We start from the raw sequence: 14,345 nt of genomic DNA, 5'->3' as shown, positions 1-14,345 counted from the left end.
GTCGGAGGTGTGATGGTGTCGCTGCCGGACGCCGCGTCGGCGGCCCCGCCGCCGCCCGCCCGGGACCACCGCTGGGGCTTCGGGGCCTTCCTCGCGGTGTACGCGGTCTTCGTGATGTCCGCGGTCGTCATCGGCGTGCTGATCGGCAACCCGAGGCCCGGCGCGGAGGACTCGATCACCGTCATCCTGGTCGGCACGATCGTGCCCACCCTGCTCGCGACGGGCACCGCGCTGCTGGTCACCAAGCTGCGCGGCAACGGGCCAAGAGCCGACCTGCGCTGGTCGTTCCGCCGCGACGACCTCAGGGCGGGGTTCAAGTTCGGCGTCATCGGGCTGGTCGTGACCACGGCCGCCGCCGCGGTGTGGACCCGCGTCGTCGGCGAGGACAACGCGACGTCGTCGCTGGGCAGCCTGGTCGACGACCAGCGCATGCCGGTCATCGCCGCGGTCACCCTGTTCCTCTACGTCTGGCTGGTCGGCCCGCTCTGCGAGGAGATCATCTACCGCGGCCTGCTCTGGGGCGCGCTCGAACGGCTGCACTGGGGCCGCTGGGCCGTGTTCGGCCTCACCACCGTGATCTTCGCCATCAGCCACCTCGAACCGCTGCGCACCTCGCTGCTGCTCGTCATCGGCATCCCGATCGGCCTGGCCCGGCTCTGGACCGGCCGCCTCGGCGCGAGCATCGTGGCCCACCAGGTCAACAACTTCCTGCCAGCGCTGGCCGTCCTGCTGATCTCCCTCGGGGTGATGACCCCGTGACGATCGACCTCAACGCCGACCTCGGCGAGGGCTTCGGCGTCTGGCGCCTCGGCGACGACGACGCCCTGCTCGACGTCGTCACGTCGGCGAACGTCGCCTGCGGCTTCCACGCGGGCGACGCGTCCACGATGCGCGCGGTCTGCGCGTCCGCCGCGCGCCGGGGCGTGGCGGTCGGCGCGCAGGTCTCCTACCGCGATCTCGCGGGTTTCGGCCGCCGGTTCATCGATGTGGACCCCGTCACGCTCGCCGACGAGGTGCTCTACCAGATCGGGGCGCTGGACGCGTTCGCCAGGGCGGTGGGCACGCGGGTGGCGTACGTCAAGCCGCACGGCGCGCTCTACAACGCGACCGTGCACCACCAGGCCCAGGCAGACGCCGTCGTGGCCGGTGCGCGCGCGTACGGCGACCTCCCGGTGCTCGGCCTGCCCGGGTCGCGACTGCTCGCCGCCGCCGGGGACGCCGCCGTGCCCGAGGCGTTCGCCGATCGCGGCTACACCCCCGAGGGCACGCTCGTCCCCAGGTCGCAGCCGGGTGCGCTGATCACCGAGACGGCCGGGGTCGTCGAGCGCGCGGTGCGCCTGGCCACCCGCGGCGAGCTGGTCGCCGTCGACGGGACTGTGCTGCGAGTGGCAGCCCGCTCCCTCTGCCTGCACGGCGACACGCCCGGCGCGGTCGCCCACGCCCGAGCCGTCCGCAGCGCCCTGAACGGCGCTGGGGTGGAGGTGATTCCGTTCGCCGGGTAGTCGTCTGGCACAATTGGCGGCTGTCCGCGGCGGCCGGACCCTCTCACCGTGCCGCGGCGCCCACGCACCACCGGATGTGACGGCTCGACCCCACGGGGCCACCCGCGTCCAGACCCGACGTCGAAACACAGGAGCAAGCAGACCCGTGGCTGTCAAGATCAAGCTGCAGCGCCTCGGCAAGATCCGCGCGCCGTTCTACCGCATCATCGTCGCCGACGCCCGTACCCGCCGCGACGGGAAGGCCATCGAGACGATCGGCCGCTACAACCCCAAGACCGAGCCGAGCCTGATCGAGGTCGACTCCGACCGCGCCCAGTACTGGCTGGGTGTCGGCGCGCAGCCGACCGACGCGGTGAAGCACCTGCTGGAGGTGACCGGCGACTGGCAGAAGTTCAAGGGCCTGCCGGGCGCCGAGGGCACGCTGCGCGTCGCCGAGCCGAAGCCGACCAAGCAGGAGCTGTTCGAGGCCGCGCTGAAGGCGGCGGGCGAGGAGCCCACCACCGAGGCGATCAGCCCGAAGAAGAAGTCCGCCCCGAAGAAGGCGGAGAAGGCCGAGCAGGCCGAGCCCGCCGCTGAGACCGAGGCCGCGGCCGAGTGAGCGCCCTCGCGGACGCCCTGGAGCACCTGGTCCGAGGCATCGTCGATCACCCCGACGACGTCCAGGTGGAGCTGGTCACGACCCGTCGCGGCCGCACGCTTGAGGTGCACGTCAACCCCGAGGACCTGGGCAAGGTCATCGGCAGGGGCGGGCGCACCGCGACCGCGCTGCGCACGGTGATGGCCGGGGTCGGCGGGCGCGGCATCCGCGTCGACGTGGTCGACACCGACCACTGATATGGCCGAGGTCGTCGTCGGCCGGGTCGCCAAGGCGCACGGCATCCGCGGGGAGCTCTCCGTGGACGTGCACACGGACTCGCCCGAGGTCCGCTTCGCCGAAGGCGCCCCCGTCGACGCCCGGCTCAAGGACGGCACCGTCCGCGCACTGACCATCGCGGCCGCCCGGTGGCACACCGGGCGGCTGCTGGTGCGTTTCGACCAGGTGCCCGACCGCGACACCGCGGAGACCCTGCGCGGCGCGCTGCTGCTCGCCGACCCCGCGGCGCTGCCCGCGCCGGAGGACCCCGACGAGTTCCACGACCACGACCTGATCGGCCTGGCCGCCGTGCTGGCCGACGGCGCGGTCGTGGGCCGGGTCTCCGACATCCAGCACGGCCCCGGCGGCGACCTGCTCGTCGTGGCCCGCGACGGCGCCGACGACGTGCTCGTCCCGTTCGTGTCCGCGATCGTCCCCGAGGTGGACGTCGCGGGCGGGCGGATCGTGCTCGACCCGCCAGAGGGATTGATCGAGTAGCCGTGCGCGTCGACGTCCTGACGATCTTCCCCGAGTACCTGGAGCCGCTGCGCGCGGCGCTGCTGGGCCGCGCCATCGAGCGCGGCCTGTTCAGCATCGAGGTCCACGACCTGCGCAAGTGGACCCACGACGTGCACCGCGCCGTGGACGACAGCCCGTACGGCGGCGGCCCGGGCATGGTCATGAAGCCCCAGGTCTGGGGCGAGGCGCTGGACGAGGTCTGCGCTGGCGAGCCGCCGAGGCTGGTCGTGCCGACCCCGGCCGGGCGCCCGTTCACCCAGGCGATGGCCCGCGAGTACGCCCAGGTCCCGCGCCTGGTGTTCGCCTGCGGCCGGTACGAGGGCATCGACCAGCGGGTCATCGAGGACGCCGCCCGGCGCATGCCGGTCGACGAGGTGTCCATCGGCGACTACGTGCTGGTCGGCGGCGAGGTCGCGGTCATGGTGATCGTCGAGGCCGTCGCCCGGCTGCTGCCCGGCGTGCTGGGCAACCCGCAGTCGGCGGAGCAGGACTCGTTCTCCGACGGGCTGCTCGAAGGCCCCAGCTACACCCGCCCGGAGGTCTGGCGCGGCCTGTCCGTGCCCGACGTCCTGCGCTCGGGCAACCACGCCGCCATCGACCGCTGGCGGCGCGACCGGGCGCTGGAACGGACCCTGGACCGGCGGCCGGACCTGCTCGCCGCGCTGCCGGAAGGCGCCCTCGACCAGCGGGATCGCGCGCTGCTGCAGTCGCTGACGGGGGTCGATTTCGAATCCGGTGAGTCCGTCTGACATACTTTCCGGGTTGCCGCGCCCGGCACCAGCCGATGCGCGCCGCAGACCACCCCATGGCCGGCTGTTCGGTTGCACGCCGTCCCGCGGTCGGTCTGGCAGACGACCCAGTTGCTTAAGGACGGATTACCCCATGAACACCCTGGATGCCCTGGACGCCAAATCGCTGCGTTCCGACGTCCCGGACTTCCGCCCGGGTGACACCCTCAAGGTTCACGTCCGCGTCATCGAGGGCACGCGCGAGCGCGTCCAGGTGTTCCAGGGCGTGGTCATCCGCCGCCACGGCGGCGGCGTCCGCGAGACCTTCACGGTCCGCAAGATCTCCTTCGGCGTCGGCGTCGAGCGCACCTTCCCGGTGCACACGCCGAACATCGCCCAGATCGAGGTCGTCACCCGAGGCGACGTGCGCCGCGCCAAGCTGTACTACCTGCGCGAGCTGCGCGGCAAGGCCGCCAAGATCAAGGAGAAGCGCGAGCCGCAGCGCACTTCCTGACACGGGGAGCACATCGGCTCACGTACCCTGACGTGCGTGGTCGACCGTCCCTCTCGTCGTGTGCCCCCGGGTGCCCGCTCACCCCAGGAGCGCCCGGGAGGCCCGGACGACCGTAAGCCCGAGGCCCACACACCACCCCACAACGGGACACCGGTGAACGGCGCCTCGGGCTTTCGCCGTCCCCCGGCAGACGCCACCTTTTGGTTCGGCGACCCGCTGCCGGAGGACTCCCTCCCCCCGCTGGACAAGCCCCGCAACGGCCACCCGGTCCCGCAGGGCATGCTGCCCCCCACCCCTGCGGACACCCGCTACCCACCCCCGGCCCCACCCCGCCCCGACACCGGCGCCCCCGGCGACCGAGGCCGCCGCGGCCCGGCCGACCTGGGCAAGCCCTCGGTCTTCTTCACCCCGGTAGACCCACCCAACGGCGCGCCCCCGGCCCCCTTCCACCCCAACGGCACCACCCCGGCCCGAAGCGCCCCCACCGACTCCGGAGCCCCCTTCCGCCCGGACAGTCGAGCCACGGTCGACGCCAGCCCAGCCGCTTTCCACCAGGACAACCGGACCCCGGCCGCAGGCCCACCCGCTCTCCGCCGCGACCACGCAGGCCCCACTGGCCCAGCCGCCTTCCACCGGAACTCAGCCGACACCGGTGCGCTGGCTTCCCGCCGTGACCAGGTCAGCCCCACTGGCCCAGCCGCCCTCCACCGGGACCCGGCCGACACCGGTGCGCTGGCTTCCCGCCCTGACCAGGCCGGTCCCACTGGCCCGGCCGCCTTCCACCGGGACCCGGCCGATGTGGGCCCGTCCGCCCTCCACCGCCCCCCCGGTGGCCCTGTCGATCCGGCTGCCTTCCACCCGGACCCGTCCGACCCAGGCCCCTCCGCCTTCCACCCGGCCGATCCGACCGCCTTCTTCGCCCCCACCCACCGGGGCAACGGCCGTCCCACCGACGCGGGCCCGCCCTCAGCCTTCTTCACCCCGGTAGACCCGGCAGACCACGACGACACCGGCGCCCCCACCGGACCACCCTCCGCGCTCTTCACCCAGCCCAACGCGGCGACCCACCCCACCGAAGGCGGACCTCCGTCCGCGTTCTTCGCCCAGCCCGACGCGGCGACCCGTCCGGGCGACGCTGGACCACCCTCCGCGTTCTTCGCCCAGCCCGACGCGGCGACCCACCCTGACGACGCCGGACCTCCGTCCGCGTTCTTCGCCCAGCCCGACCCGGCGAGCCACCCTGACGACGCCGGACCTCCGTCCGCGTTCTTCACCCCACCCGCCCCCACCGAAGCCGGACCACCCTCCGCGTTCTTCACCGCACCCGACCCCGAAGACCCAGGACCCCCGTCCGCGTTCCTCACCCCATCGACCCCCACAGACCAGCCCGACCCCGACGACCCCCCACGCTGGCCCACCCCAGCCGACTCGCCCTCCCTGCGGTTCTCCCCCCTCGACCACCGCACCGAGCCCGTCGCCCGCAAGACCCCCGATGACGAGAACACCGCCGTCATCCCCACCGTCCCCCGCCCCGAGCCCGCCGACCCCACCGCCTACACCCCCCGCCGCGCGACCCCCGAACCCGAGCCGGAGCCCTCCGAGCAGGACGACGACCAACCCCGCCACGGCAAGCACCGCAAGCACAAGAAGCAGCCCCTGTGGCGCGAGCTGGTCACCCTGGTCGGCGTCGCCCTCCTGCTGACCTTCCTCATCCAGCACTTCGTCGGCCGCGTCTACTCCATCCCCTCCGGCTCAATGGAGCAGACCCTGCACGGCTGCCCCGGTTGCACCGGCGACCGCGTCTTCGTCGACAAGATGATCTACGACTTCCGCGACCCGCTGCCCGGCGACGTCGTCGTCTTCCAGGGCCCGAACTCCTGGACCGGCGAGCAGGTCGACGCCACCGGCGACGAGGACAACCCGATCGTGAAGGGCCTGCAGTACATGGGCTCGCTGATCGGCATCGCCCCGCCGGACGAGCGGGACTTCGTCAAGCGGGTCATCGCGATCGGCGGCCAGACCGTCGAGTGCTGCGACGACAAGATGCGCGTCATGGTCGACGGGAAGCCGCTCGACGAGCCCTACATCTACTGGGAGAGCGGCGGCCCCGACGAGCGCCAGCGCTTCGCACCCGTTACGGTGCCGGAGGGAACCCTGTGGGTCATGGGGGACAACCGGGCCAACTCGGCCGACTCGCGCATCCAGGGCGGCGGCGGCATCCGCGGCGTCGTCCCGATCACCAAGGTCATCGGGAAGGTCCGGGCCATCGTTCTGCCGCCATCGCGCTGGCAGGGCGTCGGCGACCACAACCCGCAGGCGCCCCCGGCGATCGCCGCGCCCGCATGGCAGCAGGGGCTGCCCGCCGGGCTCGGGTTCGCCGCGGCGTGGCCGGTGCTGTGGCTCGGCCGCCGCGTCAAGAAGTCCCTGACCAGCAGGAAGGCGGAATAGGTGTCGGACGCAACCGGTGCCGGGGAAGACTCCGACCACGGCGCCGAGCAGGTGGATGTCGCCGAGCCGGAGAAGAAAGCGAAGAAGAAGCGCCCCTTCTGGGTGGAGTTGCCGATCCTGCTCGGCGTGGCGCTGGTGCTGACCATCCTGATCCAGACGTTCATCGCGCGCGTCTTCGTGATCCCGTCGGAGTCGATGGAGCGGACCCTGCACGGCTGCCCCGGCTGCACGGGCGACCGCGTGCTCGTCGACAAGATCACTTACTTGTTTCGCGACCCCAGTCCCGGCGACGTCGTGGTGTTCGAGCGCCCGGGGACCTGGGACCACTTCGGTGGCGCGTCCCGCTCGGATAACCCGATCGTGTCATGGTTCCAGGACTTCGGCGCCCAGTTCGGTCTCGCCGAGCCCAGCGAGGACGACATCGTCAAGCGCGTGATCGCCGTCGGCGGCCAGACCGTCGAGTGCTGCGACGAGCGCAACCGCGTCCTGGTCAACGGCAAGCCGCTGGACGAGCCGTACGTGTACCTGCCGGACCCGGGCATGGAGCAGTCGCAGTTCGAGCCGATCACCGTCCCCGAGGGGATGCTGTTCGTGATGGGCGACAACCGCAACAACTCCCGCGACTCGCGCTCGCAGGGCGGTGGCGGGCTCAACGGCATGGTCCCGATCGACAGCGTCATCGGGAAGGCGCGCACGATCATCCTGCCGCCGTCGCGCTGGCAGGGCGTGGGCGACCACGACCCGCAGGCGCTGTCCGCCCCGGCGTGGCAGGCGGGCATCCCGGCGGGCATCGGGCTCGCGCTGGCCTTCCCGGTGGTGGCGCTGGGACGCCGCTTGCGCAGGTAGGCGGCCGTGTCGGAGGAATCCGCACCGGAGGAGCCGCCTGCGGGCCGGGTCAGGAAGAAGCGGCCGTTCTGGATCGAGCTGCCGATCCTGCTGGGCATCGCGCTGGTCCTGACGATCGTCATCCAGACGTTCTTCGCCCGGGTGTTCCTGATCCCGTCGGAGTCGATGGAGCGGACCCTGCACGGCTGTCCGGGCTGCTACGGCGACCGCGTGCTGGTCGACAAGGTCGTGTACTGGTTCGGCGAGCCGACGCCGGGCGAGGTTGTAGTGTTCGAGCGGCCCGCCACCTGGACGCGGGGGTCGGACGAGTCGCAGAACGCGTTCGTCGACTGGCTGCAGGACATGTTCGCCCCGTTCGGGCTCGCCGAGCCGGACGACGACGACGTGGTCAAGCGCGTGATCGCGGTCGGCGGTCAGACCGTCGAGTGCTGCGACGACCGCAACCGCGTCCTGGTCGACGGCAAGCCGTTGAACGAGCCCTACATCTTCTGGGACGCCGACCGCGGCAGCGCCCGCCAGGCCGAGTTCGCGCCGGTGTCGGTGCCCGAGGGCATGCTGTTCGTGATGGGCGACAACCGCAACAACTCCGGCGACTCGCGGACCCAGGGCGGGGGCGGGCGCAACGGGCTCGTGCCGGTGGAGAATGTCATCGGGAAGGCGCGTGCGATCATTCTCCCGCCGTCCCGCTGGGGCGGCGTCGGCGACGACAACCCGCAGGCGGCGGGTCTGCTGCCCGCGGGCATCGGCCTGGTGGCCGCCGTGCCGGTGTGGTGGCTGCTGCGCAGGAGAGGAGGGCTCGGGTGACCACGGCGTTCCGTCCGCCCCGCGCCATTCTCCGGCGCGACGCGGGGAACTGGGGCCTGCAGACCGCTCTGCACCGCCGCGGGCTCGGGCCCGTCGCGGGCGTGGACGAGGCCGGGCGGGGCGCGTGCGCCGGGCCGCTGGTGGTCGCGTCCTGCGTGCTGCGCCCAGGAGATGCCGCCCGCCTCGACGGGCTCACCGACTCCAAGCTGATGACGGCGGCCGCCCGCGACCGGATGTTCGACCTGGTCAAGGCGCGTGCCGTCGACTACGCCGTCGTGGTCATCCCGCCTGCGGAGGTCGACGGTCGCGGCGTGCACGCGGCCAACATCGAGGGCATGCGCCGGGCGGTCGCCCGGCTGACGGTGCACCCGGGGTACGTGCTGGTCGACGGTTTCCGCGTGCCGGGGCTGACGGCCCCGCACATGCCGGTGGTCAAGGGAGACCAGGCCGCCGCCTGCGTCGCCGCGGCGTCGGTGCTGGCCAAGGTGACCCGCGACCGGATCATGGAAGACCTGCACTCCCGGCTGCCCGAGTACCACTTCGACGTGCACAAGGGCTACTGCACGCCGCTGCACGCGCGGGCGCTCGACGAGCACGGGCCCACCCCGGAGCACCGCTGGTCGTTCGTCAACGTCGCGTCCGCCGGGCGCAAGCACGGGCTTCGCGCGCCACACCGGGTGGCGCTGAGTGTCGCGGCGGCGGCCGTGGTCCAGAATGGGACGTCGCCGCAGTGAGCGGCGGTCCCGGAGTACGACCAGGAGGGGCGCGCGGCACATGAGCGCGGAGGATCTCGAGAAGTACGAGACCGAGATGGAGCTGCAGCTCTACCGGGAGTACCGGGACATCGTCGGCCAGTTCGCCTATGTCGTGGAGACCGAGCGGCGCTTCTACCTGGCCAACGGCGTGGATGTGCAGGTCCGCGACGCCGAGGGCGAGGTCTACTTCGAGGTGCGGATGTCCGACGCCTGGGTGTGGGACATGTACCGCCCGGCGCGCTTCGTCAAGAACGTCCGGGTGATCACCTTCAAGGACGTCAACGTCGAGGAACTCGACAAGCCGGACCTGCGCCTCCCGGAGGACGGCCCCTTCAACGGCTGAGTTATCCACAGCCCCGGAGTTGCCCGTGCGCGGGTGACCCGGGGTTCGGCACGCTCGAAATCAGTGATCCCGCGATGAAGGGAACTGATGATGAGCGATCACCGCGAACTCGGCGCCGCCGGGGAGTCCGTCGCCGCCCGCTATCTGCAGCGGCTCGGCATGCGCATCCTCGGCCGCAATTGGCGCTGTCCACTCGGCGAACTGGACATCATCGCCGCGGACGGCGCGCAATTGGTCGTCTGCGAGGTGAAAACGCGCCGCTCGACCGCTTATGGCACGCCTGCTGAATCGGTGAGCGCGGAGAAGGCGAGCCGTATCCGCGCGCTCGCCCTGCGGTGGCGGCGGGATCACGGCATACCGCCGTGCCCGACGAGATTCGACATCGTCGCGATCCTCTGGCCGCGCGGCGGGCTCCCGTCCGTCCGCCACCTGATCGGGGCGTTCTGATGGGCCTGACCCGCGTGTGGTCCGTCGCGCTCGTGGGCGTCGACGGCGTCCCGGTGGAGATCGAGGCCGACATCGGCGGCGGCAAACCCCGGACCCAGATCGTCGGCCTGCCCGACGCCGCACTCAACGAGGCCAAGGACCGGGTGCGCGCCGCGACCCGCAACTCCGGCCTGCTCTGGCCCGATCAGGCGATCACCCTGGCCCTGTCCCCGGCCGCGCTGCCCAAGGGCGGCTCCGGCTACGACCTGGCCTTGGCCGTCGCGGTCCAGATAGCCGACAACCCCGCCGAATGCCGACCGCTGTCCGACACGGTCTTCATCGGCGAACTGGCGTTGGACGGCCGCCTCCGCGCGGTCCGCGGCGTCCTGCCGTGCCTGATGGCGGCCCGCCGATCCGGCATAACCCGAGCCGTCGTGCCGCGCTCGGTCCTCCCGGAAGCCGCACTCGTGCGGGATATGGCCGTCCTGGGCGCCGACCAGCTCACCGAGGTCCTCCGCTGGATCCGCGGCGCCGAGGACACGCTGCACCACCCCACCGAATCCGCGCCCCGTCCGGCCCCCGCCGTGCCGGACCTGTCCGACGTGGTCGGTCAACAGGAAGGCAAATGGGCCCTGGAAGTCGCCGCGGCCGGTGGCCACAACCTGCTGTTCATCGGCCCACCCGGCGCGGGCAAGTCGATGCTCGCCCGCCGCCTCCCCGGCATCCTGCCCGACCTGACTCCCGAACAGGCCCTGGAGGTCACCGCGGTCCACTCCATCGTCGGCGGCCTGTCGACGGACAACCCCCTGATCACCGTCCCCCCGTTCATCGCCCCCCACCACACCACCTCGGTAGCCGCCCTAACCGGCGGCGGCGTAGGCCTAGCCAAACCCGGCGCGATGAGCAAGGCCCACCGGGGAATCCTGTTCCTCGACGAGGTCTGCGAGTTCGCCGCCGACCGCCTCGAATGCCTGCGAACGGCCTTGGAGGAAGGCGAAGTCCGCCTAGCCCGCCGAGACGGCATCGTCCGCTATCCCGCCGCCTGCCAGGTGGTCATGGCCACCAACCCGTGCCCGTGCGCGCCCATCAAGGACCGCGACTGCATGTGCACGGCGGTAGCCAGAAGGCGTTACCTGACAAGGCTTTCCGGCCCACTACTGGACCGAGTGGACCTCCAGATCCGCATCCCCGCCATCACCGCCATGGCCCCCCACGAGGACACCCCCGAAACGTCCGCAACCGTAGCCGCCCGAGTCCGAGCCGCCCGCGCCCGCGCCACCCACCGCTGGCGCGAGAACGGCTGGCACACCAACGCCGAAGTCCCCGGCCCCGCCCTCCGCCGCGAGTTCCCACCCCCACCCGAAGCCATGGTCATGCTCGACCGAGCCCTAGCCACCGGCGCCCTAACCGCCCGAGGCGCCGACCGCTGCATCCGAGTCGCCTGGACCCTCGCCGACCTAGCCGAAGCCCCCACCCCCATCGCCGACCACATAGCCGCCGCCCTCCACTTCCGCGACCGCCTAACCCTCCAACCCACCCCCTCCCGCCCCACCCACCCCAAATCAAGAGCCCGCTTTGGCTAACCCCTATTCCCACCCGAATTCCAATCCAAGCCCAGTACCCCACCCAACCTCGCCGCCCCAACCCGCCGCCCCCAACCTGCCCCGCCGTCCCCCAACCCACCCTGCCGCCCCGCCCCCAACCTGTCCTGCCGTCCCCATCCCGCCCTGCTGTCCCCACACCTGCCTCGCCGTCCCCAAACCTGCCCCGTCACTGCCGCCTCCACCCCGTCACATGCCGTCCCGTTCCGCCAACCCCGCTAGCCCGCCAACCAGCCGCCCCCTCAACCTCAGCCCTGTCTTCGCCGCGCCCTACCCCCGCCGCGCCCAACCCCACCCCGGCCCCGCCGCCCTCAACCCACACTGCCGCCCCGCCCCCATCCCGCCCTTCGTCGCCCCTGCCGTCACTGTTCCGTTGATCCCGCATTCGCCGCCCCGTCCTTAACGTTCCCGCCGCCCTTCGCCCTCGCCGTCCTTGCCCCCTCGCCGATCGTCCCGCCTCTGCCCTCGTCGTCCCTGCTGGTGCTTGCCCAACTCCATCAACCCTGTCTGCCCAAGAAAGGAATCACCATGAACAACGAACTCCGTCTTGCCCGCGCCTACCTCAGCCGAGTCGCCGAGCCGCCTGCTCCCGGGTTGGCGGCGTTGGTTGATCGGGTCGGTCCGCTGGAAGCCGCTCGGCGCGTGCGGCTTGGGGAAGTGCAGCCCGATGTCGCGGCCGAAACCAGTGCCAGACGGGAGAAGGACATGGCTGCGGCTGATCTCGAGGCCGCAGCGGCGGTCGGGGCGCGGCTGGTGATTCCGGAGGACGAGGAGTGGCCGTCATGGCCGTTGCTCTCGCTGAGCAACGCGTTCAACCGGGGATTGCGGTGGGCCGCGCCTCCGCTCGCGTTGTGGGTTCGGGGGAGTCCTTCATTGGGGGACAGCCTCGATCGGTCGGTGGCGATCGTCGGTGCGCGGGCGGCTACGGCGTATGGCGAGCACGTCGCGAGCGACTTCGGGCAGGGGATCGCGTTGGCGGGGATGACGGTTGTCTCCGGGGCCGCCTTCGGGATCGACGCGGCGGCGCATCGGGGGGCGTTGAGTGCTCGGGGGCGGACGATCGCCGTTCTCGGGTGCGGCATCGACATCGCCTATCCGATGGCTCATGCGCGGCTGTTGGAGCACATCGCCGACCGGGGGCTCGTGGTGAGCGAGTATCCGCCCGGCGTGAGCGCGGCGAAGCACCGGTTCCTGGTGCGCAACCGTCTCATCGCCGCTCTCACGGCCGGGACGGTGGTCGTGGAGGCGGGGCGGCGCAGTGGGTCGCGGAACACCGCGTCGACTGCGGGCTCACTGGGCAAGCGGGTCCTTGTCGTCCCCGGGCCGGTGACTTCGGCGCAGTCAGTGGGGTGTCACGCGTTGCTCCGCACACAGGCGGCCGACCTTGTCGAGTCCACCGCCGACGTGTTGGAGGCCGTGGGCGCGGTCGGTGAGTTCGCCGCCGAACCGGCATCGTCCCCGAAGCGGGCCACCGACGGCCTGGGCGACGAGGCGTTGCGCGTGCACGACGCTCTGCGGGCGCGGAAGGAGTTGGGCGAGACCGCCGTGGCCGCCGACGCAGGCGTTCCCCTCGACCGCACCCGCGCCCTCCTGACCGACCTGGAGATCACCGGATTGGCGATCCGCGGCGATTCCGGATGGAGGAGGGCGTGATGTGGTGACGGTGCGGGCGTGCCGGGCTTCGACCTGGTGTGGTCACCCGCGCGAGTGCCGGGACCCGACTTGGAGCGGCGACCGTGTGGGTGTAGCGAACCGGCCAGGTGCGGTGACCGGGCGGGCGTGCCGAGACTCGGCCTGCAGCGACGGCGTGCGAGCGACGACATGCCAGCGACGACATGCCAGCGACGACGTGTGAGCGAGCGACCATGCGAGCGAGGACGGTGCGAGCGACGACCGTGCGGGTGTGCCGGGATTCGGCCGGGTGCGGGGACGGTGCGGTTGTGCTGGGCTGCGACCTGGGGCGATGACCGGGCGGGCGGCGTGAATCCGATCTTGCGGGCGTGGCGGTACTTGACCTGGGGACGTTGGTGGCGCAGCGTCGGAGGGGTGGGTACTGGGGCGGCGCGGGGGGAGCTTCGCGCGGTGCGGGCCGGTTTGCCGGAGGCGGACCGGCGGGTGGTCGACGAGTTCGAGCGGCACCTCGGGTTGGAGCGCGGGCTCTCCGAGCACACCGTCCGGGCCTACGTCGGTGACGTCGTCTCGATGCTGGGGCACGCCCAGCAGTCCGGCGTCGGCGTCGCGGGTGTCGACCTGGGGATCCTGCGCAGCTGGCTCGCGCGGCAGCGGGAGGACGGCGCCCAGCGGACATCCCTCGGCCGCCGGGCGGCCGCGGTGCGGACGTTCACCGCGTGGGCCCACCGGCGGGAGCACCTGGCGACCGATCCGGGGCTGCGGCTGGTCGCGCCGAAGCGCGACCGGAAGCTTCCGATCGTGCTCAGAGAGGACCAGGCGCGGGAGGTGATGGCGGCGTCGGCGGCCGGGGCCGAGCAACTTGATCCGGTGGCTCTGCGTGACCACGCCATCGTGGAGATGCTGTACGCGACCGGGGTGCGGGTGGCTGAGCTGTGCGGACTCGACATCGACGACGTCGATCGCGCTAAACGGCTGGTCCGCGTGGTGGGCAAGGGGAACAAGGAACGGGTCGTCCCGTTCGGCGCGCCCGCGGCCGAGGCGGTCGGGCTCTGGCTCGATAAGGGCAGGCAGACCCTTGCCCGGGACTACTCTCCGCCGGCAGTGTGGCTGGGGGCTCGCGGCGGCAGATTGCAGCCTGCAAGCGTGCGGCGGATCGTGCGGGACGCTGTCGATGCGGTGTCCGGGGTGCCGGGGGTCGGGCCGCACGGGATGCGGCATTCCGCGGCCACGCACCTGCTGGAGAGGGGAGCTGACCTTCGTAGCGTCCAGGAGTTACTCGGTCACGCTACGCTGTCAACGACCCAGCTTTACACTCACGTGACCGTCGACCGGCTGAAGGCGATCCATGACCGAACCCATCCCCGCTCCCGATGA

The 14,345-nt window shown here is 72.1% G+C and carries 16 protein-coding genes; all 16 read left to right on the top strand.

Annotated elements, in window-relative coordinates:
• Positions 1-12 precede the first annotated feature (12 nt).
• The 16 genes from Actkin_RS24440 (at position 13) to Actkin_RS24365 (ending at position 14,345) form a co-directional block, all read left to right on the top strand.
• A complete protein-coding gene (locus tag Actkin_RS24440) occupies positions 13-759 on the top strand; it encodes a CPBP family intramembrane glutamic endopeptidase (RefSeq protein WP_189213329.1) in 747 nt (248 codons plus the stop codon).
• Positions 756-1,502: a LamB/YcsF family protein gene (locus tag Actkin_RS24435; RefSeq protein ID WP_258904395.1), complete on the top strand. Its 747-nt coding sequence runs from the start codon at positions 756-758 to the stop codon at positions 1,500-1,502. The genes Actkin_RS24440 and Actkin_RS24435 overlap by 4 nt, the downstream gene beginning before the upstream one ends.
• A gap of 145 nt (positions 1,503-1,647) precedes the next feature.
• On the top strand, positions 1,648-2,100 hold the full coding sequence (gene rpsP, locus Actkin_RS24430) for a 30S ribosomal protein S16 (RefSeq protein WP_189213327.1): 453 nt from the start codon (positions 1,648-1,650) through the stop codon (positions 2,098-2,100).
• On the top strand, positions 2,097-2,336 hold the full coding sequence (locus Actkin_RS24425) for an RNA-binding protein (RefSeq protein ID WP_054050002.1): 240 nt from the start codon (positions 2,097-2,099) through the stop codon (positions 2,334-2,336). Before rpsP ends, Actkin_RS24425 begins: the two co-directional genes overlap by 4 nt.
• Before the next feature lies 1 nt (position 2,337).
• On the top strand, positions 2,338-2,853 hold the full coding sequence (rimM, locus tag Actkin_RS24420; RefSeq protein ID WP_189213326.1) for a ribosome maturation factor RimM: 516 nt from the start codon (positions 2,338-2,340) through the stop codon (positions 2,851-2,853).
• Positions 2,854-2,855: 2 nt separating this feature from the next.
• Positions 2,856-3,623: a tRNA (guanosine(37)-N1)-methyltransferase TrmD gene (gene trmD / locus Actkin_RS24415; RefSeq protein ID WP_258904394.1), complete on the top strand. Its 768-nt coding sequence runs from the start codon at positions 2,856-2,858 to the stop codon at positions 3,621-3,623.
• 133 nt (positions 3,624-3,756) lie between these two features.
• Positions 3,757-4,116 carry a 50S ribosomal protein L19 gene (gene rplS, locus Actkin_RS24410; RefSeq protein ID WP_189213324.1) on the top strand — a complete coding sequence of 120 codons (360 nt, stop codon included), beginning with the start codon at positions 3,757-3,759 and terminating at the stop codon, positions 4,114-4,116.
• Between the two features lie 1,512 nt (positions 4,117-5,628).
• The gene (lepB, locus tag Actkin_RS24405) at positions 5,629-6,564 is read left to right on the top strand and encodes a signal peptidase I (RefSeq protein ID WP_396123006.1); all 936 of its coding nucleotides are present in this window, start codon (positions 5,629-5,631) and stop codon (positions 6,562-6,564) included.
• Between the two features lie 51 nt (positions 6,565-6,615).
• A complete protein-coding gene (lepB, locus tag Actkin_RS24400) occupies positions 6,616-7,410 on the top strand; it encodes a signal peptidase I (RefSeq protein ID WP_258907984.1) in 795 nt (264 codons plus the stop codon).
• A 6-nt stretch (positions 7,411-7,416) separates the two neighbouring features.
• On the top strand, positions 7,417-8,214 hold the full coding sequence (gene lepB, locus Actkin_RS24395; RefSeq protein ID WP_189213322.1) for a signal peptidase I: 798 nt from the start codon (positions 7,417-7,419) through the stop codon (positions 8,212-8,214).
• Positions 8,211-8,948 (top strand): ribonuclease HII, encoded by a 738-nt coding sequence (locus Actkin_RS24390; RefSeq protein ID WP_189213321.1) that lies wholly within the window; start codon positions 8,211-8,213, stop codon positions 8,946-8,948. The genes lepB (Actkin_RS24395) and Actkin_RS24390 overlap by 4 nt, the downstream gene beginning before the upstream one ends.
• Before the next feature lie 40 nt (positions 8,949-8,988).
• Entirely contained in the window at positions 8,989-9,312 is a 324-nt protein-coding gene (locus tag Actkin_RS24385) for a DUF2469 domain-containing protein (protein WP_189213320.1), read from the top strand.
• 90 nt (positions 9,313-9,402) lie between these two features.
• Positions 9,403-9,759 (top strand): YraN family protein, encoded by a 357-nt coding sequence (locus tag Actkin_RS24380; protein WP_189213319.1) that lies wholly within the window; start codon positions 9,403-9,405, stop codon positions 9,757-9,759.
• A complete protein-coding gene (locus tag Actkin_RS24375) occupies positions 9,759-11,321 on the top strand; it encodes a YifB family Mg chelatase-like AAA ATPase (RefSeq protein ID WP_258904393.1) in 1,563 nt (520 codons plus the stop codon). The genes Actkin_RS24380 and Actkin_RS24375 overlap by 1 nt, the downstream gene beginning before the upstream one ends.
• A gap of 546 nt (positions 11,322-11,867) precedes the next feature.
• Complete coding sequence (dprA, locus tag Actkin_RS24370) at positions 11,868-12,992, top strand: DNA-processing protein DprA (RefSeq protein WP_258904392.1); 1,125 nt, start codon at positions 11,868-11,870, stop codon at positions 12,990-12,992.
• 429 nt (positions 12,993-13,421) lie between these two features.
• On the top strand, positions 13,422-14,345 hold the full coding sequence (locus tag Actkin_RS24365) for a tyrosine recombinase XerC (RefSeq protein WP_258904391.1): 924 nt from the start codon (positions 13,422-13,424) through the stop codon (positions 14,343-14,345).

It is taken from the genome of Actinokineospora sp. UTMC 2448 (assembly GCF_024760565.1).
Taxonomy (GTDB): domain Bacteria; phylum Actinomycetota; class Actinomycetes; order Mycobacteriales; family Pseudonocardiaceae; genus Actinokineospora; species Actinokineospora fastidiosa.
The sequence above is the reverse complement of the archived record's forward strand: the minus strand, read 5'-3'. Positions and strand labels throughout refer to the sequence as shown.